A 26748-nucleotide genomic window follows, 5' to 3' on the forward strand; every position below is an offset into this window, starting at 1 on the left:
GCTCAGAAAAGCGATGTGGCAATCCGGTTTACCTATGGTAGCCCCTAACCATACTCTTACAGTAGTTTAATCCCTACCTCTTTAAGCTTTATAAACAACTGCTGCAATAACTGGCTCTTTATGCCAGCTTCACTATAAATACTTTGTATCCATATCAGTATTTTCAGCTCGACACTATCACCACCTATGGCATTGACAAGGATCTCTGGCTGCTGATTTTGCAACACGCCTTCCAACTGGATTGCGCTTTCTTTGATTAGGGTATTGATGGCTATAAGGTCTGTTTCAATACCCACTTTAATCGTCAATTCTGTTTTTATGTAGGTATCTCTGGATGTCCAGTTCACCAGTCGGTTCGATAATAAGTCTCCATTCGGAATAATCACTTCCGATCCCTGCGCCGTTATCATCCGGCTCGAACGGATGCCAATGTCGTTAATTCGCCCCTTTTTATCAGCAAGCTCTACGTAATCGCCAATACGGAACGGTTTCTCAAAAATGAGGATGATCCCTGATACAAAGTTGCTCACAATGTTTTGCATGCCTAAGCCAATACCCACGCTAAGTGCCCCCAACACGACCGTCAGTTTATCGATCGAAATTCCTGAAGCTGCCACGGCCAGCAAGACGCCCGCCACAACTATCAGCAGGCGTACCAGGGCCAATACGGAACTCATTTGATCGACCTGCCGGTCTACGCCCGGCAACCGATTCTCGCCAAATAGCAGTCCTATATTTTTCTGTAGCAGGCTGGCCAGGTAAATAATCACCGAAAACGACAGAACATTGCCCAGTGTGAAGCTGATACTACCAAATGAGCGCGGGCGGGTGAGCAGTTGATACAGTAGACCGAATACGCCATCCGCAATGCCCAGATTTATAAAAAACACCAACAACCAGAGGGCAATGGCCACAAAAGCCAGCCCTTCTTTAAAGGAACGACGGATGTGGTTAACATTTACTCTGGAAAAAATGCCTTTCGAGCAGGCGCTTATCTTTATTTGTAGTTCCAGGGCTTCCAGCACGATTTCTATAAAAACGCCCAGACCTGTGATCTGCACCAGACCAATAACAGCGGTAATCCCGAATGTTTTAGCCAGGCTGATTCGCCCAAAAATATTCAATACAATGGCCAGCCCCTGTAGCAGTAAATAGAGCTTACTAATTGGCCTGACAATGCGAGTGCTCAGGCGTTTCTGTTGTAATCGGCGGGAAAAGAGTAGGCCCAGGTACAAAAAACCAGCATTCAGTACAATGAGCCAGAGCCGCATGAATAGCGAATCGCTCACGAGCGTGCTCGTTATAATCAGCAAAATGTAAAGAACTATGTTCAGTACCCACATCCATACATCATGCCTGGAAAGCCGCTTCCATAAATGAACGGTGAGCACCAGTAACAGGACAAACTGAGTAATTTCGATGTATAATGATGGCGATTCGGGCTCAAACAGCGGGACTAAGTTCAGCAGCAGAATCAATGAAGCCACAATAGGCACGGGTCGTAGGTTTTCTAAACGAAGATCTCCTATCTCCTGACGTAGCTCAGGCTTACGTGCCTTTTTGAGGTTGGTAAATACCCAGAAAAAGAATAGGCCCACCACAAGAAGCAACAGAAGACGACTGTCCCAATTCGACGTAAAGAAGTATTTGAGTATTTTATCCTGCCCCTGATAATTCGAGGTAAAGATGGCCTGCAATCGGCCAATGGTAAGCGGTGCAGGCGCATCCCACAGATAAGGTGCCTCTTTTTGAAAAGCGCCTTCCGTTGACTTTTGCAACCGCTCATTAATGGTTGCCTGTAGATTACTTATGGTTAAATACGTACCCGACACATCGGCTAGTAACCGACTTACCGTATCCAGTTGGGCACTGGTGCGCGTACCTGCATCCTGAAGCTGTAACCTAAGGTCACCTAACTGATCGGCATAGAATTTTTTCTCGGTCGTATCCGTACTCACTACCGTTAGCAAGGAGTCTGTACTCAAGGCAAGTACCTGATCCATGCGACTTTGCAGATCGTTGTTGGATCTGGAAAGTAGGGTTCGCCAGTTCGTTAGTTTTTCCAGCGCATCATTCAGAATCAGGCCGTAATTGGCGAGGTTTTTTGAATCAATTGTTTTCCGATTCGTACGCAAATCTGCCGCAACGGGGGCTACGTTGCTTTTTACGGTGGCCAGCCCGCTACGGATGCGGGCAATGCCATACCCTTTTTTGTTAGCCGCTTTGATCTCGGTAATAACCGATTGTGCCTTCTGAATTTTAAATAATAAGGTATCTGGAATGGTCTGACCAGAAGACGTCGTTTTGGTTTTTGTTGTATCCTGTGCGCCTGCTGGCACTGCTGCCGTAATCAACCACAGGCTTAATATGACTAGTCTGAAAAGCATGTATGCGTACACGAGCAGTGTTGAGATGGTACGTCAACCCTGTTAATTATAACCTGAAAGAAAAGCGATGGTTTGGGATGAGAACCCAGGAAACTCCTGCTTACTTTGTTGAGTCGGATAGAAACGTCTACTCATCCAGTCAAACTAACCGGCTATTCTCAGGTTCCTGATGCATGAAGATATTACTCGTTGAAGATGAAGTTAGCCTGGCCTCCTTTATTCGAAAAGGGGTGGAAAGCGAAGGCTATGAAATTGACCTGGCCTACGACGGCTTGATGGGGCAGCGGTTAGCCAGCAACAATCCCTACGACGTAATTGTCTTAGACGTTAATTTGCCACATATCAACGGGTTCGACCTGTGTCGGCACATCAAGCAGGAGTCGCCCGGTCAGGCCATACTGATGCTGACCGCGCTGGATAGTTTAACCGACAAAGAAAGTGGGTTTGGAGCCGGAGCTGATGATTACCTCGTGAAACCCTTTGAGTTTCGGGAACTCATCTTACGCATCAAAGCCCTTGCCCGACGGACGAGTGACTTTGCTGGCTTGAAAACGGTATTGCGGGTGGCCGATCTGGCACTGGACACAAAAGCGCATTCGGTTACCCGAGCCGGACGACGGATTGATCTGACCGCCCGGGAATATGCCTTGCTGGAATACCTGATGATTAACCAGGGACGAACCGTTAGCCGGGTCGATATTGCCGAGAAAGTCTGGGACTTACATTTCGACACCAACACGAACGTCATCGATGTGTACATTAATTACCTGCGCAAAAAAATAGACAAAGAATTTAGCCCCAAACTGTTACACACCATAGTGGGTATGGGCTACGTTTTACGGGACTCATGATGCAGATTAAACACAAGCTCATTCTGTGGTTTTCGTTACTGGTTGCCAGTATTCTGTTTATTTTTTCCGTGTATGTGTACAGCACCTACACCAGCTTTCGGCAACGGTCTATTGAGGATCGATTGGAACGAAAGGCCCGCGTAACCGAGCAGCTCCTGACCCTCCGGGGCTCGGTGGCGGGAAGCGTCATTACATCCATGCCGGAGCAGGTTGAATTTGTTTACTCTCCTACCGATAGTCTGATTTACACCAGTCAGAAAACCAACGACTTTGTGGCTCAAAAGGCCTTCCGGGAACGGGTTCGACGGGAACGCCTGGTGCGCTTTAGTTACGAAAGCCCCGGCCATATCTACCCAAAAGATGGTGTGGCCCTCACCTACGCGGGCGTGTCGCCATCACCCGATGGGCGAGAATACGTGGCCGTCGTAACCGCGTATGATCAGGATGGCTACCAGCGCCAAAATCAACTTCGCGATCTGTTTATTGTTGGCAATATCGTGGCCATTGGCCTAGTCGTTTTGCTGGGTTATTTCTTCTCCCGACAGGCCCTAAAGCCACTCAATAACCTGATCGACCAGATAAACACCCCAGCTGCCAGTACTCAGGCATTCCGGCTACGAGCCGATAATCCACAGGATGAGGTAGGCGTATTAGCGCAGGCATTTAATAACCTGCTCACGCGTCAGGAGCGGCTGGTCGATAATCAGCGTTCCTTTATTGCCCAGGCGTCGCACGAGTTACGAACCCCTTTAACCACCATTAAAGGCTGGCTGGAAACGTCCATGCTCTACGATACCGATGCCGATACCCTAAAACGCGGCATGGCGCAGGCCGTTACTGAGCTCGACAAGTTAACCGCCTTATCCAACGGGCTTCTTCAACTAGCCCGTATTGATGGCGTAGATGCTCAACTCGATCGCCAACCCCTTGCGTTGGTCGAAATTGTACTGGATGCGGCCGATACACTTGGGCAGCAACGAGACGGCCAATCCCTGTCGGTACAGCTCAGCGATGGTGTTCTTGAACAGACAACGCCGGTGACCGTATTAGGAAACGCCTATCTGCTGAAAACTGCCTTGCTGAATTTGTTAGATAATGCCGTCAAGTACTCCAACGGTCAGCCTGTTACGCTGCACCTGGAAATGGATACCGAAGAACGGGCACGCATCCGGATTGAAGACCGGGGTATTGGCTTGGCCCCCGGCGAGGAAGATCAGATTCTGTTACCTCTTGTGCGTGGCTCGAACGTAGCCTCAATAGCTGGATTCGGTATTGGATTGACCCTGGCTTCCCGCATTATTGCGCTGCATCAGGGACAACTATACTTACGCCCCCGCCCTGGAGGAGGTACGCTCACGGAAGTGGTGCTGCCGTTGCAGCCAGCCTGAGACGACTCTAATAACATCTAATATGGCTCTAATTTCGCTCTAATCTCCTGCCCGTAGTTTTGAGGTTATCCATCGGACTACCCTCATGCTCAACGGAGAAAAACGATATTTGGGCCTGGCAGTCATACTAGCCATAGCCAGCTTCTGGGCTGGGCTAGTCGCTGCTCAGTCAGTCAATTCATTACCAGCAGTTGCCAATCAGCTCAGCCTGCCCAAAGCACTGGAACTGGCTCGTACCAATTACCCAAGTCTGCGCGGCAAGCTGGCTACCATTCGGGCGGCTGAAGCAGAGGCCCAAGGTTTGCAAGTTGCGTTATTGCCGCAGGCGGGCGTTCAGGCTCAGACACTAAATGCTACCTCCAATCAGGTTCGGGGCGCGTATGTTTCCAATGGCGGATTACTCCTGCCTATCTCGGGCGTACGCACTGATGGATTCAATAACCAGGCCACCTGGACGAGTGGAGCCTCACTGGTTGTGGACTGGGAGGCCGTTACCTTTGGGCGACGGCAAGCCCGACGCAGTCAGGCCCGACTAGCCATTGAGCAAGCCCAGGCCGATTACGAAGGCGAGTTTTTTACCCATCAGGTGCGGGTTTGTGACGCTTACTTGCTGGCGCTCAATGCCCAGAAATCGGTGGCACTGCAAACAGCTAACCTCCAGCGGGCACAGGCGTTGCAACGGGTTATCCGTGCCAGCACCGAAGGCGGGCTCCGGCCGGGTATCGACAGCGCCATTGCCAATACCGAAGTGGCCCGAGCCCGGTTACAAGTACTGGAAAGTCAGCAACTGGCGCAGCAACAGGTACTCCGGTTAACCGAACTAATCGGGCAGCCCAATCCAACGGTTCAACTGGATTCGATGGCATTTTATAATCGGCTCCCCCGTTTACTGAATACCCAATCAGGCAGTGTAGCACTTCACCCCCAGTTGCGGGTATTTCAGAAGTCGATTGAGTTGGGAAAAGCAAACGAAGCGTTGTTAAAAGCAGCGGCCCTGCCTTCGGTATCCGTTCTGGGCTCACTCCAGGGTCGGGGCTCGGGCATCAGTGAACGAGCCCAGCCCGACGGCACCTTCCGAATCGATCCCTCTCTGGGTGCTGGCTTGCCTTTACGATCCTATAATTACATCGTAGGCGTCACAGCGATCTGGCGACCCACCGATTTATTACGATCCAAATACGCCCTATCCGCCCAACGGGAGCGGATCAACGCCTTCCAGCAAACCTACAATCAACAGGCTCTGGGGATTCAGGCAGCCAGTCAGAATGCCAGCTTACAACTGGAACTGGCGCAGGCCAGGGCCGATCAGGCCCCTTTGCAACTGGATGCGGCTCAGCAAGCCTATACCCAATCGCAGGCACGCTACGAATCTGGTCTGGATAACATTCTGGCCCTGACGCAAACCACTGCCCTACTCAACCGGGCCGAAGTGGATCAGGCAATCGTGACCAATAGTGTTTGGCGGGCACTGCTGCTTCGGGCCGCTACCGCTGGTGATCTGGACTCATTCCTGCAACAAATTCCACGCTAACTCAACTGCCATGATTAAAGCTGCCCTCGCTAAACCCATTACCGTAATTGTTGCCCTGGCGGGTATCGTCTTGTTTGCGGTGCTGGCCCTGCTCCAGATTCCGGTAGATATTTTCCCCCGACTCAATCTGCCCACCATTTATATTGCTCAGCCTTACGGCGGCATGACACCCGCCCAGATGGAAGGCTTCATTGCCACCCGTTATCAGAACCAGCTTCTGTATGTCTCGGGAATCAAGGCCGTTGAGGTAAAAAATATTCAGGGACTGTGTCTGGTGAAATGTACGTTCTACGAAGACGTAAACATGGCTCAGGTATCCGGGGAAGTGGCCAATCAGGTAAGCCGGGTCATGAATTACCTCCCCCCTGGCACCGTACCGCCTACAGTAGTTCGTTTCGATGCCTCCAGTTTGCCGGTTGGCCAGTTGGTCTTCAGCAGTCGCCGGGCGTCGCTGGGCGAGATGCAGGATTTGGCCTCTACCCGAATCCGACCGTTATTTTCCCAGATTCCGGGCGCGTCGGCCCCACCGCCATTCGGTGGAAACGAACGAACCGTAGTTGTTAATGTAAATCCCGAACGGATGCGCAGCTACGAACTCACACCCGACGAAATCGTACAGTCGGTTGTAAAAAACAACCAGATATCACCAGCGGGTAGCGTTCAGATGGGGGATTATACGGTGATGACGCCTAGCAATACGGTGCTCGATAAAGTCAGTGAGTTTCTGAACATTCCCTTACGAAAGGGCGTGGGCCCAACCGTGTTTTTGCACGATATAGCCACGGTAGAAGATGCCACCGACATCACGGTCGGGTACGCTCTGGTCAATGGCAAACGGTCGGTTTATATCCCGGTCACGAAAAGTGCCGATGCCTCAACCATGAGCGTTGTGAACGCGCTAAAAGCCCGATTGCCCGAAATGAAAGCCCTGTTACCAGATGATGTACAGCTTTCCTACGAATTTGACCAGTCGGTTTATGTGACGCAGGCGGTTCATAGTCTGGCCGTTGAAGGTGGGTTGGGCGCCATCCTGACGGGCTTGATGGTGCTGCTGTTTCTGGGCGACTGGCGTAGTTCGCTGATTGTGATTCTGACCATCCCGGTTTCGATTCTGAGCGCCATTTTGTTATTGAACCTGACGGGCCAGACCATCAATATCATGACCTTGTCGGGTCTGGCACTGGCCATTGGCATTCTGGTCGATCAGGCTACGGTGGTCATTGAAAATATCCACCAGCACCTGGAAATGGGCAAACCCAAAGCCCGCGCCATTCTGGATGCCTGTCAGGAAATGTCGTTTCCATTGCTGCTCATTACGCTCTGTATTCTGGCAGTGTTTGCCCCTGCGTTCCTGATGAATGGAGTTCCGCGCGGCATGTTTCTGCCGCTGTCGTTATCAGTCGGCTTTTCCATTATCGCTTCTTACATTCTGTCGCAGGTATTTGTACCGGTTGTGGCAAACTGGTGGCTAAAAAATCATGTGCATGCGAGCCCACACGAACTAAGTATTTTGCCTGATCTGAATCAGAAACCGGAGACTCGCCAGGAACAATTCGAACAAACGCATCCAGAAAAAGTAACTGGATTTGAACGCTTCAAACTGGGCTACCTCCGGTTGCTGGATCGGCTGATGGCCCGGCGAGCGCTGGTCATTGGGGTTTATGGGCTGCTTTGTGCTCTGCTGATTGGCATTGGATTTACCCAAACGGGCCAGGATATGATGCCTCGCCAGAACCACGCCCACCAGTTTCAGGTACGCATTGTGGGGCCGCAGGGCCTGCGAATTGAACGTACCGAAGAACTAACCAAGCAGGTTATTCAACAGATCAAAGATATCGTCGGCGCGAAGAATATCGCGATTTCATCAGCCTTTGTGGGCATGACGCCATCCAGCTATGGCACCAGCGCGCTGTATGTATTCAACTCCGGTCCGCACGAAGCCGTTCTGCAAGTCAACCTTGCTGACGAATACAAGGTCCAGTCGATGGATGCACTAAAGGATCAGATTCGCCGACGGGTCCGAAAAAAAATGCCCAATGTACGGCTGTCGTTTGAACCGATTGACCTGACGGATAAGATCATGAGTCAGGGTGCCCAAACACCCATAGAGATTCTAGTCGGCGGCAAAGACCTGACCGAAGGCCAGCACTACGCCAACCGCCTGTTAACCCGGCTGCACGAAATTCCTTACCTGCGGGATCTACGGATCAATCAGCCCCTAAGTTACCCAACCGTTACGGTTCAGGTTGACCGGGAGCGGGCCGCTCAACTGGGTCTCAGTGTCGATGAGATTGCCAAATCGCTGGTGGCGGCTACATCATCGAGCCGGTTTACGGCCAAAAATCTCTGGCTTGATCAATCCAAAGGCTTTGCTTATCAGGTACAAATCCAGCTGGAGCAACAGCAGATGAAATCGGTAGCTGATATCCAGGCGATTCCACTCGTAAAAGGGCAACTTAGACCTACGCTGGGCGATGTGGCAATCATTAAGCCAACAACCGTACCGGGTCAGTATGACCGCATTGGCCCCCGACGCATCATCACGGTATCGGCCAATATTAACAATAAGGATTTGGGAACCGCCACGCGCGATGTTCAGGCCGCCATTGCTGCCGCCGGACAACCGCCTAAAGGATCAATCGTTGAGTTACGTGGGCTGGCGCAGTTACTTCAGGAAACACTGGGTAGCCTTCAATTTGGGCTAGGACTGGCTATTGTCGTCATATTTCTGCTACTGGCGGCCAACTATCAGTCCTTCAAAGTGGCCAGTGTTGTTCTGGTTAGTGTACCCGCCGTGCTGGCTGGCTCACTCACGCTGTTACTGATAACCGGGCAAACCCTCAACCTGCAATCGTACATGGGTATCATTATGTCGGTGGGGGTATCAGTAGCCAACGCGTTATTGCTGGTGACCAATGCAGAAACCCTGCGCTTACGCTACCGGGATGCCCGATCCGCAGCTCGCGTGGCGGGTGCATCCCGATTACGGCCAATTTTAATGACTGCCCTGGCCATGATTGCCGGGATGATTCCCATGGCCAGCGGTCTGGGCGAATCGGGCGAGCAGACGGCACCACTGGGCCGGGCCGTCATTGGTGGCCTGTTCTTTTCTACCCTAGCAGCCCTGCTGGTCCTACCTGTCGTCTTCTCCGCCATTCAGCGTAAAACGACCTTCGACTCACCTTCCCTCGACCCGGATGACCCAACCAGCACGGTCTACGATGGTAGCGCAATTACGCTGATCGAACCTTCCGAAACCAGTCTTACCTACTAACCAGCCTTCAATTCCATGACTATATATGCTGTTCTCCGACGTGGTTTATTCCTGCTGACCATTACCAGTACGGGCTTTTTGATGAGCCAGTGCGGCAATTCGTCGGCCGAAAAGAGTCCGATGGACGAGGCTCCGGCTGACGAAGAAATTCGGTATGACGCCATCCGCGTAACTGCATCCCGCCCGGCATCGGAGCTGAATCTGCCGGGCGAACTGGAAAGTTATTACGAAACCGATCTCTACCCCCGCGTGAGTAGCTACGTAAAGGCACTGCACGTCGATATTGGCGATCAGGTGCATAAGGGTCAGGTGCTGGCCGAGTTGGAAGCCCCCGAACTCACGGCTAATCTGACCGAAGCGTTCTCCAAAGTCAAAGCAGCCGAAGCAGTCTATGGCGCCAGTAAAGGCACTTACCTGCGCGTGCTACGAACCAGCCGTACATTGGGTGCTATTTCGCCCGTCGACTTGGATGCTGCCCGCACCAAGGCTGTTTCAGATAGTTTAGGCGTTGTAGCCGCAAACGCCCATTATAGTTCAGTTCAGCAACTGGTGAGTTATTTAAAAATCATTGCCCCCTTTACTGGCGTGATTACGGATCGACGGCTTTCGCCCGGTGCATTTGTGGGGCCGGGCGGGCAGAATGGTGTGCCCATGCTCAAGATCAAACAACTTGATCGACTGCGGTTACGGATTGCCGTTCCAGAAGCCTATCTGGGCGATATTCGGCGGGGGAATCAGGTACAGTTTTCCGTACGTAGTTTTCCCAACCAAACCTTTACTGGCCGAATCAACCGTATCGCCAATAGTGTTCGTCCTGAAACCCGTTCAGAACTGGTCGAGATTGATTTTCAGAATAAAGGCGGACTGTTAAAACCAGGTATGTTTGCCTCGGCAAGATTACCTGTTACCTCTACTCGGGAGGGCAGTTTATATGTTCCCAAATCGGCTGTAGTCAGCACCCTGGATCGCACCTTTGTTTTGAAAGTGGTTGATGGGAAAGCCATTCGGACAACCGTGCAAAAAGGCGATGATACTGTTGGCCAGACGCAGGTTTTTGGTGATTTAAAAGCAGGTGATATTATCTTAAAAACAGGCAGTGAAGACATTGCAGACGGGGCAGCGATCAAGACGCAGCCTGCTAAACAATAAGCAACATATCTCACTCACATACAAGCACTTACCAAACAAAAAAAAGGGATCCAGTCAGGTTTCAACCTAACTGGATCCCTTTTTCAATGATAGGCTATTCATGTGCCTGACTACCGTGGCGGATTGCCACTCGTAGAGGTAGACGTTGAATCGCTATTCATGCGATTGCTATTCCGTTTCATTTTCCGGTTCATCCGGCCTTTCCCCTGGTTATCTGACTGAGTCGACATAGAGTTACTGTTCTGACCAGCAGTGCCATTAGAACTGGAATTACTGTTCATCGACCGATTACCTCTGGTACCTGACCGATTAGATCTGCCCGTCGTATCCGTTGCCCCATTTTGGGCAGCCGACCCATTCGTTCCGTTCCCCGTTCCGCTGCCCGAGGTTGTTTGTGCCTGTGCACTGAAGCTCGCTACCGCAAGAAACAGCGCTCCCATCATAATTGCCTTTTTCATAACTGTGCGTTGAGTTTGTTTATTAGTAATCAAACTCTGCCTTTAATCGCTTTGGCTAAAAGAGAAGCCATAAATGAGCATACGGTCCTAATTATAAAAAGGTGACACCAGTTTTACAAAAAGCTATAAAGACAAGACAATCCGTACTCGCTTTACCAAATAATTATAACAATTTTTTTACATGTATAAACATTTATACCCCACAAATAGTATCGTTCAGATGAGCCTACATACGTTAGGGTTAGCACTTACCATCATGATAACGGAATCAACGAGATTTTCTATAATGGCGGGTGATTAATTAAACCCTTCTTATACCAATAAAACTCAATCATACACCTGAAAATCTGCCAATTAGCTATCTAAGCTATTCATTACCATCTGTATGAATGTACGCTTTACCGATGAATCGTCTGAGTTACTCCAGACACTCGTAGAGACTTCACTTACAAATACCTATGTAGCCAGAGCCGTGCGCGATCCAGCTACTGGTCAGATCACCGACTTTCGCATTACGCTTGTAAATACCCAGTTTCAGAAGTGGATTGGTTCTTCGGTCGAAGAATTACAAGCGACTACCTTGCTAACGCTATTTCCTCAATTCGCCCAGCTGGTACTATTTGCCCACTACATAGAGGTGGTCGAAACCGGCCAGACGTACCAGGGTGAAGATTATCACCCCTTCCGAAACGGCAATGCTATGGACTGGTTTACCCTGTCGGTGCGTAAACAGGGCGATGGGATTATGGTCAATTTCCTCGGTATTCCAGCGGAGCAGCTGAAACTGCAGCGACAAGCGGAACAGCTCCGTGCTACACTGGATGCATCGCTCAACAGTATTTTTTACATGAAAGCCGTTCGTGACGACCAAACCGGACAGATCATTGATTTCCTGATTGAGTTTTCCAACCAGGCCGTTCTGAGTAGCACAAACTTAAAGCCCGAGGAAGTTATTGGTCAGCGATTGCTGGAAAAATTTCCGGGTAATAAGGAAAATGGTTTTTTCGACTCGTATGTACGCGTAGTGGAAACAGGTCAGCCGGAACAAATGACCCAACCCTACCGAGATGAGTTAGGCTTAGAGGGCTGGTTTCAAATATCGGCCGTTCGCCATGATCGGGATAATGTGGTGGTCACGTTTATGAACATTACAGAAAGTAAGCAAATTGAACAGCAACTTCGGGAGTCGAATACCAGCCTTGAGCAATTTGCCTCCGTAGCCAGCCACGATTTGCAGGAACCCCTCCGAAAAATACAGTTGTTTAGTACTGCCTTAGTCGATCAATATGGTACTGCTCTTGGTAAAGGAGTCGACTTACTCAAGAAAATGCAATCGACAACCGAGCGTATGCAGTCACTCATTCGGGATTTATTAGACTACTCCCGGCTGTCAAAAGGTGATGACACAAGACATCAGCTAGTGGAGTTACCCAAACTTGTTGAGGAGGTTCTCATTGATCTTGAACTGGCGGTGCAGGAAAAAGGAGCATCCATAGAGGTTGGCAACCTACCCACACTGATGGGTAATGCATTGCAACTACGCCAGGTATTTCAGAATTTGATCTCCAATGGGCTAAAATTTAGCAAACCAGGCCAGGCACCGCACATCAGGATCACAAGCGAGAAAAAGGGACGAACCGAACTACCCGCCGATGTTCGGTTGCCGGGCTTACCAGGGCAATACTATTGGCAAATTAAGGTACGTGATCAGGGAATTGGCTTTGATGAAGCGTATCGAGAGAAGATTTTCGGCGCGTTTGAACGGCTACACGGCCGTAGTAGTGCGTACAAAGGATCGGGTATTGGCCTGGCTATTGTTCGCAAAGTGATGACCAATCACCATGGCCTCGTTGTTGCCCATAGCCGCGAGGGAGCAGGAGCAACGTTCACGTTGTACTTCCCGATCACAGAGCCGGATAGTTAAGGAGCCCCGGCAAGTAACAATAGCGGCTGACCAACTTTACCAGATGTACAACCAGGCACCTGAGTCTTGCCTATTTCAGGAGGTTTCAACCTGTACATCCAATGGCTATGTCAGTTATCGACAGAAAAACATTCCTGAAAGAGATTTCCCTGCTGGCTGGCGCTTCTATGCTGGTGGGACCAACTTTTGCCAGTGAATCCACACGGGACAAATCAGGAATCAAATTGGGATTCGTCACCTATTTATGGGGTAAAGACTGGGATTTATCCACGCTGATTAAAAATTGCGCGGATACAAACATTCTCGGTGTAGAACTGCGCGTGGAGCACGCCCATAACGTCATGCCCGAGCTGAATGCAGCACAACGGCTGGAGGTCAAAAAGAAATTTACCGACAGCCCGGTTAAACTCGTTGGGCTTGGCACAAACCAGCAATTTGATTATGTAGATCAAAGCCAGCTGAACGCATCGATTGAACGGGCAAAAGAGTTTATCCGGTTGAGTGCCGATGTGGGCGGATCGGGTGTAAAAGTGAAACCCAACGCCCTTCATAAAGAGGTCCCGACCGAAAAAACGGTCGCACAAATCGGCGCATCGCTAAACGAACTGGCCCGATATGGCGCTGAATTCGGGCAGCAGATTCGGCTGGAAGTGCACGGGGAGGAGACCCAGGAACTGCCAATGACGAAACGGATTATGGATGTGGCCAACCATCCAAATGCCAGCATTTGCTGGAATTGCAACCCGCAAGACCTCAATGGTAAGGGGTTCCAATCCAACTTCAACTTAGTAAAAGATCGGCTGGGCGCTACCTGCCACGTTCGTGAACTGGACCGGACCGACTATCCCTATCAGGACCTGCTGACTAACCTGGTTCAACTGAATTATAAAGGCTGGGTACTTCTGGAATGCCATACCAATCCGGCCGATAAAGTGGCGTCTATGAAAGCACAGCGAGCCGTTTTCGACCGGATGATCACCAAAGCGTAAGGGCAGCCATATAATGAGTTATTTCCTATCTTCTATCGGCGTTTTGCCAGTACTTCCTGAACACGAGTCCAGTGTATATCCGGGTAACGGTTGTTATCGAGCGGGTCGTTCTGGACGCTGAACATGCTGTGCATGTACTGACCCCGTTGCCAGTCCGGATACACGTCCTGTTCTCCTTCGGGATGCGCTGCCCGTTCACGTTTGTTGTAGGCCGCCAGTTCATCCCGGCTACCCATTCGCACCAACGTAAAATCCTCTCCCGTTATTTCCCTGGCAACCGCGGTCAGCTCATTGGCACTAATCTGAAAACTGGCAATGCGCAGAACTCTTGGAGTAGCAGAGTCCATCGCAGCTGCGGCCGTAAAAGCTGCGGTATTGTCCATAGTCGTAAAATCCACCCGCCAGTCGGCACGTTCCCAGTAACCAACCTGCTTTTTCTTAAAATTGAGAAATGGAATGTTGTAGGTTAACAACTCCGCGAAAGCCCCGTTCAGAATCGATGTACCTGCTATACCCGGCTTTGTATCCAGATGCGCATTGAATTCCCGACGCAAATCGAAGTTTCGGTTGTCGCCAACGGTCAGTTTTGTAAAGTCACTTGAAAAGTCGGACGGAATGAAGCGAGGCACCCCTGCCGCCAGTGCCGCATCGAGCAGGGCAGACTGGGCATCTACGATTACGTCGCGCAAGCCCTGCAAGGCTGAAATTACACAGGAGGCCCCCACGCACGCCTGGGCAAGTCCGGCCACATCCGATAAGTCAACCCAGACAACCTGCACACCCCGTTCCACAAGTTTTTCCACCTTCGCGGGATCGGTAGTAGAACGAACCAACGCACGCACATCGGCACCTTTATCGAGCAATGCATTAGTAATCCGACCGCCGAGATCCCCGGTTCCACCGGCCACTACAATTGTTGTTGTCATTTAAATGTATGAGAGAAAGTTATTGATTCATGTAGTGATTGCCAACCTATTCACCCGGATTTAGTAACTAATACCCAATAACCAGCCTGTATCAGAACGCAATATAGACTGGCTATTGTTTTGTCGTGGCAATTTGTAGCACAGGCTACTTACAACCTTCGTTTGGCCAGATACGCGAGTAAAATCTGTTCGCGGATAAACTCCGATCTGCCAATTCGTTCACTGGTTAACCGGTTTTGATCCAGATAGCTTTTCAACCGACCAACCGTAATGTGCAATTCCTGAGCTGCTTCTGGAAGAGTATAAAATACCGTTCCTTTGATGGCTTTAGGCATGACTCAACTTGTTTGACTACTTCCTCCTGCCGGTATAGGCAGGTAATTCACTAAGATTTTGTTAAAGAAGATTGTTTCGTGTAACCCCGTCCCTGTAGAGACACTGCCTCCCGCCATTCCGGTCCCCATTTAACCCGATTGAGTAGCAGTTTTCCATATTTTGGAAAAAGATGCCACGGCATAAATGAAACCAGCACTAACCACTCCAATATATACTGACAATCAAACACTTAACTGATTGAAATCGTATTCGAATTCGTATTTCCCAAGCAAGCTGTTGTACGGTTTACTCGTATGGAAATCATCCACCTCATTCTGGTCAAGGCTAATGCGCCCGGAATGAACGGCATCGACAACGTAGTGCATGAACTGGCGACCCAGCAGCAACAGGCAGGCCTTGCCGTTGAAGCTGGGGGATTTTCGGTCAATCTGGCGCACGATTACCCCAAACGAACCTACACGACCCAACTATTTAAAGCCAGTCGAAATCCGTTTCAGGTGGAGCCGTTATGGACACAGGCGATCCTTGCCCGAAAGGGTAAGATTATCGTGCAAATTCATGGTGGAGTTGTACCTCGTTTCTACGCATCAGCCCGCATCCTTCAACAGCATCAGATTCCGTACCTGACTAGCGTTTCAATCAGCTTTATCAGGCTATATGGCATGCTCACAAACAGCCGGATGGGGTCAAGTCATCACCAGACCAGTTTCCAGTTTCCAGAGAGAATTTCCATAAACTGGAACAGCCTGAGCGCGAAATTATCGAATAGAGCCCGCCAGAGGCTATTTGTAGCACTGGCATAAAACTGGTAACTCCCGACCGCATGAGCACGTATGTTTACCAAGCAGATAGTCAGCGGTTGCAGACAGGTCTAGGCGCTATCGGCCTTCCAGTATCAGCAACACCTACACCCGACTTTACCTGTTCCATTTCCTGTTATCTGTACCGTAACCCAGATGGCAGCATTCGCTGGATCTGGCCAGTAGGTGCGGATCAGCCGGATTTTTTACGATTTTACCAGGTTGGTAGTCAACGGGCTCAGGTATTTATCTGGCTGGTCAGACTGCTGTTCCGGCTAAAATTAGGGCGTTTGGTTGCGCAGGATCGTCTCATTCTCTACACAACTGTCGATGGCTATCAGCTTTTTCGCCGTAGCCAGCTAAACCGGTGGGCATTATTTATGGGTACGCCCAGCCCGAATCGTAAGCTTGTGCTCTGGTACAGCACCCGTTCCTCAAAAAGCTACTTTCTGAAAATCGCGCTGACTTCGCCCGCAACCAATACCCTGCGTCAGGAAGCACTGGCGCTCCGGCAGGTGCAACGGGTACCCTTCCTGGAACTGGAAACCCCACGACTGAAATCCTATTCAGGCGCTGTTCTGATTCAGGAAGATATGGGGCTGGCTGATGGTCGGCAAACAACCCAGCTGGCCGATTTCCCCAGTGGTGCCTTACAGGAACTGGTTAGCCGGAACTGGCACACCCAACTGTTACAACAGACCGATTTCTGGCTGCAAGCCCGTGAAACGGTTTCGGAATTATGGATAACCAACGATCCCCGAATTCCCGTCAGCCTGCTTATTAAACTGGAGCAGCTAATGCGCAGTATCAATGAGCAATCACCGGTTCCGCTGGCGGCTGCCCATGGCGATTTTACGCCCAGAAACGCGTTATTGATGGGAGATCGGTTGTGTGTTGTAGACTGGGCACTCTATCAGGCGGGGTTACCGGGCCTGTATGACCTCTTTCATTTCCTCTATCAATCAACCACGCTGATTGAACACAAAGGGTATGGCGTTATCCGGCAGCAGATCGACGCTACCTTGAACCAGCCCGAATGGCAGTTATTTCGGGAGCGCCACCCAATTGATACGAACCTGTCCGAAATGCTGTATCTGGTTCATACCATCACGCATCATCTCTCGGCCTATAGTCGTCAGGAGGAATGGCATCAGCAGACAGACTGGCAACTGACCACCTGGAACGATGCCCTGACGTACTGGCTGAATCGAACCCAAGCGGTGTCGGCCCAGAAACTACTCCTGCATGACCTTGCCTTCTGGTCAGAGGCCTGATGTTAGGTCGTTGACAACCTTGGTAATCACCTTGTCCAGTTTATCAATCAGTTGTTCCAACTGTTCCGATGCACCATATACGTCGGCTTTTGCTTCGATGGTCCTGATTGTTTCCGTCAAGGATATAATGCCTAAATTATCCAGCGACGGTTTCATGCGGTGGGCCGTCTTACTTATTTTTTCGAAATCGCCGATGGCATAAGCCTCTTTGATTTCGTTCACCGACTCAGGGCCATATCCAACAAATAAGTTGATCATTTTAGTGATGAATGACTCATCCCCCCTGGCCAGGCGTTTAAGTTTAGACAGATCATATAAGGGAGCCGCTTCTAAGACGTTACCTTCATCTTCTGGTTTCGGAGCTGGAATTTCCACTTTGCCAAGCCACTTGGCCACGACTGCAAGCAACTGAGTTTCTTCAAAGGGTTTGGATAAGTAATCACTCATACCGGCACCAATAAATTTCTGGCTATCTCCTTTCACCGCAAAAGCCGTTAAGGCAATAACCGGTAGTTGGTCACTTAAGGTGGCCCGGATTTCATGGGTGGCTTCTACCCCATCCATCACCGGCATTTGGATATCCATCAACACAAGATCAAAATGCTGTTGCCGTATTTTCTCAACCGCTTCCCGTCCGTTCTCCGCTTCCTCAATCAGGGCACCATAGTTTTTTAATATAGTAGATGCCACCAAGCGATTCATGCCATTGTCATCGGCCATCAGAATTCGTTTTCCAGCAAGAATAGCCGTATTTGTCTCTTCAACTTCCCGTACAGGTAAGTTTTCCTGACTTCCTTTCCGAAACGGAATACGAAACGAAACCGACGTCCCTACTCCTTTTTTACTTTCCACCTGCACGGTGCCGCCCATTAGTTCAACTAAATTTTTGCTGATACTGAGACCTAAGCCAGTACCTCCAAACCGCCGGGTAACGGACTCATCTTCCTGCCTGAAGTTCTGAAATAGATTCTGGGAGAAGGACTCATCCATGCCTATTCCGGTATCCTGAACGGTTGCTTCAATAAGCTGTTCGTCTTCATTTTCCTGAATGACCTGGCAGCGGATATCGACACTTCCTTTATGGGTAAACTTGATGGCATTGGAGATCAGATTGAGCAGAACCTGCGTAATCCGATAAGGATCGCCAATTAAAATCGGCGACAAATGACTGTCGCAAAATGAATTCGTGAATAACAATCCCTTTTCCTGGGCCTTATGCATCATCACCTGCATGGCCTTGCTTACCACCAGTTTGGGCTCAAATCCTATTTGTTCAAGGGATAATTTACCGGCTTCAATTTTCGACAGATCAAGTATATCATTGATGATAATCAATAGATTATCGGTGGCGGACTGGATCGTGTTCAGATAAAACAGCTGATCCGACGTCAGCGACGTTTTCGTCAACTGATTCGCCATACCCATAATAGCGTTCATGGGTGTCCGGATTTCATGGCTCATGTTCGCCAGAAATAATTCCTTCGCTTTAGTGGATTCTTCGGCTACTTCTTTTGCGTAGGTGAGTTCTAACTCCAGCTCTTTTTGCCGGGTAATGTCAATATGGGTGCCAATTATTTTAAGCGGCTTACCCTCCTCATCCGTTTTTGTAACAACGCCCCGATCGAGTACCCAGTGAATCGTTTCATCCTTATGAATCATACGGTATTCATTGTGATGATTGGTAATCAATCCGGCTTTGTACTGCCTGTCGTTTGCTTCTAAAATCGATTTATCGTCCGGATGGACACGGCTCCACCACAAGTCTGCCACATTCGTAAACTCTTCCAGTTGAAAACCCAGCAACGTAGTACCGGGGTTGGAAAAGTAGGTTTTACCCGTTATGAAGTCGTGTTCCCAGTAATTGTCGCCCACGTTGGTTAAGGCCATCCGTAAGCGCTCTTCGTATTCTTTCAATTTCCGCTGCACTACTTTTTCGGCGGAAATGTCTTCAATCATGGAAAAGTAGTGCGTAATTTCTCCCTGTTTATTTACCACCGGCTGCCCCTGCGTCCGGCCCCAAAACCAGGTCCCATCTTTTTTATAATGGATTCCTTCAATATCAAAGGGAAGCCCTTTATCAAACGATTCGATCATCGTTCTCAGGCTGGCACGGTCAGAAAATGGCCCTTTACAAAGCTCAATGGGTGTTTTCCCAATTATTTCGGCATTACTATAGTCGGTAAGATTACTAAATCCTTCATTGGCCCAGAAAATTTTTCGATCAAGCCCAACAAAAACGATTCCGTTCTTATTCGCACTGGCTACCATCGATAGTCGTTCCAGTTTCTCTTCCGTCTTTTTACGTTCCGATATATCCCGTATGAAGGAGCAAAAGAACTCATCGTCGCCCTGTTTAACCGGTATGATGTATAATTCAATGGGAAACGTTTTTCCCTCCCGGTTAATGGCGGGCAACTCCATTTGTTTCCCCATCACAGGCCCGTGTCCGGTTTTTTTGTAGCGTTCCATTCCCCGCTCGTGGGCAGTTCGATGTACATCCGGGATAATGATGTCCGACAATCGTTTACCAATCACTTCGGCGGCCTTCCAGCCAAATATATTCTCGGACTGAGGGTTCCAGAACGTAATTAGTCCGGCCCGATCAATGGTCACAATGGCATCCAGAGCCGCATTCATAATTAAGCGATTCTTCAATTCGCTTTGCTCAAGGGCATCCTGGTTCCGTTTCCGCTCGGTAATATCAGTATAGCTCCATAGGTGACCTTTGTATTTCTGATCGATAAAAATGGGGATGTAATCCCGTTGAAGTACACTTCCGTCAACAAGCTCCAGGATCTCACCCGTCACTAACTTTTGTTGTAACAGAATGGTATTGATCCGTTCAACAAAGGCATCTGAGTTTCTGAATAGTCCTTTTGTTTGTTCAGCGGTATGGGTGCAGTCCATGCCCTGCAGTAGCTCGGGAGGAGCCGTAATGCCAAACAAATCGCAAAAAACCTGATTTGTAAACGCTATTTTCCGGTTCTCATCTTCCAGCAATACCCCACTTTGCATGTTGGCAATTAAGGAGGTAAATACCTCTTCGGCATTTTTTCGTTTGCTGACCTGCTGGCTTAGGACTCGGGCAATGCCGAGCAAATCATTGGAATCGTGGGGCGTATCAACACCGGAAATAGTGCTAACGGCTTCTTTTAATTTTTCGACCGATCGTTTCTTCAGGTCAATTTCATGCTTGAGCTTATCATTTATCTCTACGTATTCGCACTCGCTAATGGTAAATGCACGCTCCACCAACTCCCGATCCCGTTCCAGCGCTCTATACGACTCGCTGATCACATCCAGGAATTTACCCATAGCAGGATTGCTCCGAAGTTCCTCGGGTAAATGGCGCTGGACCTGCTTCGACAATAGTTTATGGAAGTTCATAAAAGGACGTAATTGTCATTGTCTGGTTGTGCAACTGACACGGGCCACCTTCATTAAAAGGAGAAATCTCCCCGTTGGCATAAAAACCCACAAGTGGTACCTGCTTACCCAGTGTTTCGCTAACCAATTCAACTTCCTCATCAATACGTGGACCGTAAATAAGCTTTCGGCCAACACAACTAATTAATAAGGCTAAATCCGGTTTCTGCTCGTTGGGTAAGCTGGTTTGCTGAGCCGCGGTTGCAGCGGCTGCCGTGAGTTTATCAAAATTTGCTTTCATAAAGCGAACTTTAGAACCCACAGGTACATCGCCAGCGAATGTCATGCGTTTTCTGTCTTCATCAATGGAGAGAATCGTGCGAACTACGGGTTTATCGGAATCAGGGATGGTTACAGCAAGCGGAAAGTAGAAAGCCGAGCCGGGTAGGTTTTCTGCATCATCCCCCAAATACTTTTTATAAATCCCTAAGGCATTCTCATGATCAATTTCATACAATACGTTGCTTTCTGACTGGGTTATCTCCTTTTCCAGACCAAACATAGCCCATCCCCCTTTTGAGCCATGGGTAACCACCAGCTTTTGGCCATAGAAGCCAACTGCCACAATGGTACCCTCCGTAGGCTGTTGATTTAAGCCAACCAGCGTGGAGTTGAATTTGGCGGCATCCCCAGCCAGACCACCCGTTACTAAAACGTTTCCAGCCCCTGCCTGTAAGCCTTTTACCAGTTCACTACCATTTACCAGACCACCATCCGACAAGACAAGCATGTAGACCAGGTCTTCTCGTACCAGTTGCTCGGTCAGCCGTTGGGCAGCGTCGAAGCTTGTATTAAAATCGCGGATATTGACGGATGCCGTTACAATCCGGGTATCGGCAAACTGAATAGCTACGGCGATCAGCGTATTGTCCTGGACAATATCATGGTAAATTTCTCCCGCGGTACTGCATAATGCGATGGCTGCATTAGGAAATTTAGCGCGGACTGTGTCAAATATGGAATCGGACTGTAAAATTTCTTTAGCTGCGAAGCATAAAACAAGTTGCGCTTGTGCATCCTCCAACGACTGACTAATCGTGTGTTTCGACCAGACATTTTCATTAAACTGAACAATTGAGACGATCATAGAGAAAGTTATTGGCGTGCGTTTTGCGCAAATACTGGTTACACACAAAATAGAGACCAATCAAAATCACCATGATAAGTAATTAACAATAAGCCTTTTAGCTCACAATTCCAGATACACTCATTCCACAATCTGGAAATGAAGTCTATTTTCTGGAAAAACAAAGAACCATTGAACACTGCCCATCCACGACTGCCCGTACTACACGAAATGGAAAAACTGTCCAGAATCTGGAAACAGGTAGTCGCAAAACCAACTTAAATAGCTTCTATGGAGCTATTTAACTAGTTGGCACGACTTAGGCTGTAGAACCTGATCAAAATCATCTGCATTGCTGGAACCAGTTTTCCTATTCACAGATTGCGTTACCAAAGGAAGTCTTTACGTCAGTTTGCCAGCGGCCTTTTTGCAAATCTACCGCCCTGGTAAAACCCTGGTAATAAAGTAACTACGGCTCATTCTATCGAATTCATGTAATTTAGTAGTTCAAATTGCCTTTTTATATAAATTGAAATTCCAATTAGTCAAATCAACATTATTATTGGTAACAATAAATATTCCCAACTTGCCAATATCTACACTAATAGTAAGCTAACTTGTACCATGAATGAGCCTAATACCTACCGTATTTTTATAGTTGAGGACGATCCCTGGTATGGTGAAGTACTTAAGTACCATCTATCCCTTAATCCTGATTATGAACTCTACCGATTTGCAACCGGGGAGGGCTGTCTGAAGTACCTCAGAACCTGTACACCCCACCTGATCACGATCGATTATTCCTTACCGGACACAAACGGAGCTGAGTTATTCCGGCGTATTCACGAACAATTACCCGATACGCCAGTGATTGTGATTAGTGGTCAGAAAGATGTTGAAACGGCGGTTAGTCTGCTCCAGGCAGGTGTTCACGATTATTTAGTGAAGGATGATCGAACAAAAGATCTGCTCTGGAACGCCATTCTTAAGATTCGGGAAAATCAAAACCTGAAGCAGGAGATTGAACAATTACGCGAAGAACTGGGGCAGAAATATGACTTCAGCTCGATTATAAAAGGAAACAGCCCAGCGATTCGGAAGGTGTTTACGCTCGTTGAAAAAGCTGTTCGAACAAACATCAATATATCCATTACAGGCGAAACCGGAACCGGAAAAGAACTGGTTGCCAAAGCAATTCATTATCATTCTGATCGCCGGAAAAAGCCATTTGTTGCCGTTAATATGGCAGCTATTCCGCCCAGTTTAGCAGAAAGTGAATTATTCGGGCACGAAAAAGGGGCATTTACAGGCGCCATTTCCCGGAAAATCGGGCGGTTTGAAGAAGCCAATAAAGGGACTCTATTTCTGGATGAGATTGCCGAACTGGACCTGACCCTGCAAAGCAAGCTGCTGCGGGTGTTACAGGAACGAGAGCTTGTTCGGGTGGGGGGCAGCGAAAAAATAACGCTGGATATTCGGCTGGTGATTGCGTCTCACAAAAATTTACTGGAAGAGGTCAGGCAAGGTCGATTTCGGGAGGATTTGTACTATCGTCTTCTGGGCCTTCCTATTGCCCTGCCCCCGCTGCGCGATCGCCCAACCGATATCATGGTGTTAGCGCGCTTTTTTCTGGATGACTTTTGCAAAGCCAATAACTTCCCCTTCATGGCTATTTCTTCTCAGGCCACCGACAAATTAATGCACTATCCGTTTCCTGGTAACGTACGGGAACTGAAGTCGGTTATGGAGTTGGCGGCTGTGCTATGCGACGGAACGGAAATCAGGCCGGAAGACATTCTGCTGGCTTCCGACACAGAGGACATCTCCTTAAACTCCGGCGATAAGACCCTGCGGGATTATACGCTACAGGTGATTAAATCCTACCTGAAAAAATACGACAACAATGTGGTGCTGGTTGCCGAGAAGCTGGATATCGGCAAATCCACCATTTACAAAATGCTTCAGACTAATGAACTCACTTTATCCTGAAGCAAACCGCTAGTACTCGCCCAATTTGGTCATTTTGATTCTTTGGGTTCTCTGGATGCTGTTGTTCTGAAAAGAAAAAGTTAACTCCATAGAATCCTGAGAATCTAGTTTTAGCGGAATCTTGAATCAATATACGCATGGAAAATGCCCACCCCTCTGCCCTACCCGAGCCATTGGCTTCACTAACATTACGTCAGGAAAACGAACAGCTTCGACGCGAAAAGCAACAACTGGAGGCCACGATTGCCCAACAGCAAACTGAAATGGCGCTAATTGAACAACGCTGGAAGTTTGCGCTGGAAGGCGTTGGCGACGCGATATGGGAGCTAAACCTGCAAACTGGAGCCATCTTCCGCTCGCCCAGATACCGCGAAATTCTGGGCTATAGCGTTGACGAAGTTCCCGATACAGTTCAAGGCTGGAGCGAGTTGCTACATCCGATGGACCGGGATTTGGCCCTCATTCCAGACCTGGATCAGTCCCCGCCTGACCAGTGGGCAAGCCATAGTATCGCGTATCGGCTTCTGGGTAAAGATGGATCGTACCGGTATTTTCTGGATCGGGGGCGGTTGTTTAGCTGTTCGGCAGACGGAAGACCCCTGCTGATGATTGGAACCACCACGGACATTACCGCCCAGAAACGCCGAGAGGAGGCAGTACGCTTACAGGCAAGCCGGTTAGCCAATCTAATCGCCGATTTACAGGAAGGCATTTTGCTCGAAGATGAGCACCGGACAATTGGGCTTGTCAATCAGCATTTCTGCGACCTGTTCTCGTTACCAGTAACGCCCGATCAGCTAAAAGGCATGGACTGCTCTGGAATGGCCGAACAAAGTAAGGATTTCTTCAAAAATCCAGACTGGTTTGTAAACCGGGTAAATCAGCTCCTGGCAGATCAACAGCCGGTTATTGGCGAAGAACTGGAACTGGCGGATGGGCGCATTTTTGAGCGAGACTATATCCCCGTTTTTACAGACGGTGTGTACGCCGGTCACCTCTGGAAATATTCAGACATTACGAAGCGGAAACGCGCCGAAGGTATTGCCGTTCACCTGAACGAAAAATACCAGCGGATTATTGAGAATATGAATCTGGGGTTGATTGAGGTTGACCTGGACGAACGCATCGTGTATACGAACCAGAGTTTCTGTACCATGAGCGGTTATGACCCCAATGAACTGATCGGGCAGATAGCAACGGATATTTTGCTCAAAGGCCAGAATATTCAGGTCATGAAGGAAAAAAATGATAGCCGATTGAAGGGTGTCATGGATGCCTATGAAGTAGCTGTTAAAAACAAACAGGGCGAAGCCATGTGGTGGCTGGTTAGTGGAGCACCCCTGTATTCGGATACAGGAGAAGTAATTGGCTCGACCGGCATTCACCTGGACATCACCAAGCAAAAGCAACTCGAATCCGAACTTCGGATTGCCAAGCAGGAGGCAGAACATTCATCCCACGCAAAAGAGCTTTTTCTGGCCAACATGAGTCACGAGATTCGTACGCCAATGAACGCAATCCTGAGCCTGGGGCAACAACTGGCCAAAACAACCCTAACCGATCATCAGCAGTTTTTTTTGAGCATGATCAATACCGCGGCCAGCAATCTGCTGGTCATTATTAATGACATCTTAGACTTTTCTAAAATAGAAGCAGGCCAGCTTGCCCTGGAGCATATCGATTTTGATCTGGCCGATTTACTACAGCGTGCGGCACTGGTTATGACCCAGAATGCAACCGAAAAAGGCCTCCAATTACTAACAACCATTGATCCTGACCTGGCACCTGTGCTTATCGGCGATCCCTACCGACTGAATCAGATCTTGCTTAATCTGATTGGGAATGCGATCAAGTTTACGGATCACGGACGTGTACATGTACAGTGTGACTGCCTCACCATTGGGAACCAACAGGCCATTCACCTTATCGTAGCCGATACAGGTATTGGCATGGAGCCTGATTTTCAGCAGAATTTGTTCACAAAATTCACCCAGGAAGACGAGAGTATTGGGCGCCGGTACGGCGGAACAGGCCTGGGAATGAGTATTACCAAGCAGTTAGTTGAATTGATGGGTGGAGAGATTCGGGTGGAGAGCGTAAAACACAAAGGAACTACCGTAAGCGTATATGTATCCCTTCCAATTGGTGATCCGGAAAACCTTTTGGTGGATGAACAGGGGGTTCAGAATGACGACGCTCTACAGTCGAAACGCGTTTTGTTAGTCGAGGATAATGAGATGAATCGACTAATTGTCAGAACTATTCTTGACCCCTACGGAATTGATCTGGTTGAGGTTACAAACGGATTGACTGCTGTAGAGACCCTTAGAACCGACTCGTTTGATCTCGTACTCATGGATGTGCAAATGCCCGTTATGGATGGCCTGGAAGCAACCCGTATTATTCGACGAGAAATAAGCACCACTATTCCAATTATAGCACTAACGGCTAGTGCTATACGCAACGAAAAAGAGGCCTGCTATTCCGCTGGGATGAATGACTTTTTAGCAAAGCCGTTCGAGGAGAAAAGTCTGATTGAAAAACTAACGAAATGGCTGGTGGGAATAGACACGGTAACCGGATTAACTGCTACCAGCCCGGACAAGCCACTCTATAATTTAACGAAGCTGGAAGCCATCAGCCGGGGCGACGAAGAGTTTACACTAAAAATGATTCAACTGTTTTGTACAGAGGTGCCCATTGCTGCCACTGAGATCCGAGAAGCGTATGAATCAAAAGAGTATGCAAAAGCGAAATATGTGGCCCACCGAATAAAACCCTCCGTTGATATTATGGGACTACAGGCTCAGCTCGATGAGCTTCAACGCATTGAGGAATTGGCAGGCAATAAAACTAGTTCGCCGGAACTTGGTGAACTGATTATCAACTTTGAGCAGGAAATTAAGACGGCGGTTGACCACATGAAGGCTATGTATCTAACCGGAAATGAACTCAGCTAGCGCACAACTCGTAGTGTACA

17 protein-coding genes are annotated in these 26748 nt (G+C 48.9%); 11 read left to right on the forward strand and 6 right to left on the reverse strand.

Annotated features, from left to right (window positions below; translation table 11 throughout):
• Nucleotides 1-56: 56 nt before the first annotated feature.
• Entirely contained in the window at nucleotides 57-2387 is a 2331-nt protein-coding gene (locus EXU85_RS22935; protein WP_142774323.1) for a mechanosensitive ion channel family protein, read from the reverse strand.
• Nucleotides 2388-2560: 173 nt separating this feature from the next.
• Between EXU85_RS22935 and EXU85_RS22940 the strand changes: the two genes are divergently transcribed.
• The 5 genes from EXU85_RS22940 to EXU85_RS22960 all read left to right on the forward strand — a co-directional run bounded on the left by EXU85_RS22940 (nucleotide 2561) and on the right by EXU85_RS22960 (nucleotide 10580).
• Complete coding sequence (locus EXU85_RS22940; protein WP_142774324.1) at nucleotides 2561-3238, forward strand: response regulator transcription factor; 678 nt, start codon at nucleotides 2561-2563, stop codon at nucleotides 3236-3238.
• Nucleotides 3235-4626, forward strand: a complete 1392-nt coding sequence (locus EXU85_RS22945; protein ID WP_246859206.1) for a HAMP domain-containing sensor histidine kinase — start codon at nucleotides 3235-3237, stop codon at nucleotides 4624-4626. Before EXU85_RS22940 ends, EXU85_RS22945 begins: the two co-directional genes overlap by 4 nt.
• A gap of 85 nt (nucleotides 4627-4711) precedes the next feature.
• Nucleotides 4712-6157: a TolC family protein gene (locus EXU85_RS22950; RefSeq protein WP_142774325.1), complete on the forward strand. Its 1446-nt coding sequence runs from the start codon at nucleotides 4712-4714 to the stop codon at nucleotides 6155-6157.
• Nucleotides 6158-6167: 10 nt separating this feature from the next.
• Nucleotides 6168-9431, forward strand: coding sequence for an efflux RND transporter permease subunit (locus tag EXU85_RS22955; RefSeq protein ID WP_142774326.1), 3264 nt, complete (start codon nucleotides 6168-6170; stop codon nucleotides 9429-9431).
• Between the two features lie 15 nt (nucleotides 9432-9446).
• The gene (locus EXU85_RS22960) at nucleotides 9447-10580 is read left to right on the forward strand and encodes an efflux RND transporter periplasmic adaptor subunit (RefSeq protein WP_142774327.1); all 1134 of its coding nucleotides are present in this window, start codon (nucleotides 9447-9449) and stop codon (nucleotides 10578-10580) included.
• Between the two features lie 110 nt (nucleotides 10581-10690).
• Here EXU85_RS22960 and EXU85_RS22965 read toward each other — a convergent pair whose 3' ends face one another.
• A complete protein-coding gene (locus EXU85_RS22965; protein ID WP_142774328.1) occupies nucleotides 10691-11038 on the reverse strand; it encodes a hypothetical protein in 348 nt (115 codons plus the stop codon).
• Between the two features lie 385 nt (nucleotides 11039-11423).
• Here EXU85_RS22965 and EXU85_RS22970 point away from each other — a divergent pair, with 385 nt between their 5' ends.
• Complete coding sequence (locus EXU85_RS22970) at nucleotides 11424-12962, forward strand: ATP-binding protein (RefSeq protein WP_142774329.1); 1539 nt, start codon at nucleotides 11424-11426, stop codon at nucleotides 12960-12962.
• 107 nt (nucleotides 12963-13069) lie between these two features.
• Nucleotides 13070-13951 carry a sugar phosphate isomerase/epimerase gene (locus tag EXU85_RS22975; protein ID WP_142776803.1) on the forward strand — a complete coding sequence of 294 codons (882 nt, stop codon included), beginning with the start codon at nucleotides 13070-13072 and terminating at the stop codon, nucleotides 13949-13951.
• Between the two features lie 32 nt (nucleotides 13952-13983).
• Here the strand turns inward: EXU85_RS22975 and EXU85_RS22980 are convergent, their stop codons facing one another.
• Entirely contained in the window at nucleotides 13984-14877 is an 894-nt protein-coding gene (locus EXU85_RS22980; RefSeq protein WP_142774330.1) for an NmrA family NAD(P)-binding protein, read from the reverse strand.
• Nucleotides 14878-15026: 149 nt separating this feature from the next.
• Nucleotides 15027-15212 (reverse strand): helix-turn-helix domain-containing protein, encoded by a 186-nt coding sequence (locus tag EXU85_RS22985; RefSeq protein ID WP_142774331.1) that lies wholly within the window; start codon nucleotides 15210-15212, stop codon nucleotides 15027-15029.
• Between the two features lie 294 nt (nucleotides 15213-15506).
• On the opposite strand from EXU85_RS22985, the gene EXU85_RS22990 reads away from it, so the two are divergent.
• Complete coding sequence (locus EXU85_RS22990; protein WP_142774332.1) at nucleotides 15507-16016, forward strand: hypothetical protein; 510 nt, start codon at nucleotides 15507-15509, stop codon at nucleotides 16014-16016.
• Between the two features lie 20 nt (nucleotides 16017-16036).
• Nucleotides 16037-17287, forward strand: a complete 1251-nt coding sequence (locus EXU85_RS22995) for a hypothetical protein (RefSeq protein ID WP_142774333.1) — start codon at nucleotides 16037-16039, stop codon at nucleotides 17285-17287.
• Here the strand turns inward: EXU85_RS22995 and EXU85_RS23000 are convergent.
• On the reverse strand, nucleotides 17276-20674 hold the full coding sequence (locus EXU85_RS23000; protein ID WP_142774334.1) for a PAS domain S-box protein: 3399 nt from the start codon (nucleotides 20672-20674) through the stop codon (nucleotides 17276-17278). The genes EXU85_RS22995 and EXU85_RS23000 overlap by 12 nt on opposite strands.
• Nucleotides 20661-21800 (reverse strand): FIST signal transduction protein, encoded by a 1140-nt coding sequence (locus tag EXU85_RS23005; RefSeq protein ID WP_142774335.1) that lies wholly within the window; start codon nucleotides 21798-21800, stop codon nucleotides 20661-20663. Before EXU85_RS23005 ends, EXU85_RS23000 begins: the two co-directional genes overlap by 14 nt.
• Nucleotides 21801-22403: 603 nt before the next feature.
• Between EXU85_RS23005 and EXU85_RS23010 the strand changes: the two genes are divergently transcribed.
• Nucleotides 22404-23768 carry a sigma-54 dependent transcriptional regulator gene (locus tag EXU85_RS23010; RefSeq protein ID WP_142774336.1) on the forward strand — a complete coding sequence of 455 codons (1365 nt, stop codon included), beginning with the start codon at nucleotides 22404-22406 and terminating at the stop codon, nucleotides 23766-23768.
• 137 nt (nucleotides 23769-23905) lie between these two features.
• Nucleotides 23906-26728, forward strand: a complete 2823-nt coding sequence (locus EXU85_RS23015; protein WP_142774337.1) for a PAS domain S-box protein — start codon at nucleotides 23906-23908, stop codon at nucleotides 26726-26728.
• The last annotated feature ends 20 nt before the right edge of the window (nucleotides 26729-26748 follow it).

It is taken from the genome of Spirosoma sp. KCTC 42546 (genome assembly GCF_006965485.1).
In the GTDB taxonomy this organism is placed as follows: domain Bacteria; phylum Bacteroidota; class Bacteroidia; order Cytophagales; family Spirosomataceae; genus Spirosoma.

Coding starts and splice junctions, on each gene's coding strand:
- EXU85_RS22935 (WP_142774323.1), bottom strand. CDS start 2,387: ATGCTTTTCAGACTAGTCATATTAAGCCTGTGGTTGATTACGGCAGCA.
- EXU85_RS22940 (WP_142774324.1), top strand. CDS start 2,561: ATGAAGATATTACTCGTTGAAGATGAAGTTAGCCTGGCCTCCTTTATT.
- EXU85_RS22945 (WP_246859206.1), top strand. CDS start 3,235: ATGATGCAGATTAAACACAAGCTCATTCTGTGGTTTTCGTTACTGGTT.
- EXU85_RS22950 (WP_142774325.1), top strand. CDS start 4,712: ATGCTCAACGGAGAAAAACGATATTTGGGCCTGGCAGTCATACTAGCC.
- EXU85_RS22955 (WP_142774326.1), top strand. CDS start 6,168: ATGATTAAAGCTGCCCTCGCTAAACCCATTACCGTAATTGTTGCCCTG.
- EXU85_RS22960 (WP_142774327.1), top strand. CDS start 9,447: ATGACTATATATGCTGTTCTCCGACGTGGTTTATTCCTGCTGACCATT.
- EXU85_RS22965 (WP_142774328.1), bottom strand. CDS start 11,038: ATGAAAAAGGCAATTATGATGGGAGCGCTGTTTCTTGCGGTAGCGAGC.
- EXU85_RS22970 (WP_142774329.1), top strand. CDS start 11,424: ATGAATGTACGCTTTACCGATGAATCGTCTGAGTTACTCCAGACACTC.
- EXU85_RS22975 (WP_142776803.1), top strand. CDS start 13,070: ATGTCAGTTATCGACAGAAAAACATTCCTGAAAGAGATTTCCCTGCTG.
- EXU85_RS22980 (WP_142774330.1), bottom strand. CDS start 14,877: ATGACAACAACAATTGTAGTGGCCGGTGGAACCGGGGATCTCGGCGGT.
- EXU85_RS22985 (WP_142774331.1), bottom strand. CDS start 15,212: ATGCCTAAAGCCATCAAAGGAACGGTATTTTATACTCTTCCAGAAGCA.
- EXU85_RS22990 (WP_142774332.1), top strand. CDS start 15,507: ATGGAAATCATCCACCTCATTCTGGTCAAGGCTAATGCGCCCGGAATG.
- EXU85_RS22995 (WP_142774333.1), top strand. CDS start 16,037: ATGAGCACGTATGTTTACCAAGCAGATAGTCAGCGGTTGCAGACAGGT.
- EXU85_RS23000 (WP_142774334.1), bottom strand. CDS start 20,674: ATGAACTTCCATAAACTATTGTCGAAGCAGGTCCAGCGCCATTTACCC.
- EXU85_RS23005 (WP_142774335.1), bottom strand. CDS start 21,800: ATGATCGTCTCAATTGTTCAGTTTAATGAAAATGTCTGGTCGAAACAC.
- EXU85_RS23010 (WP_142774336.1), top strand. CDS start 22,404: ATGAATGAGCCTAATACCTACCGTATTTTTATAGTTGAGGACGATCCC.
- EXU85_RS23015 (WP_142774337.1), top strand. CDS start 23,906: ATGGAAAATGCCCACCCCTCTGCCCTACCCGAGCCATTGGCTTCACTA.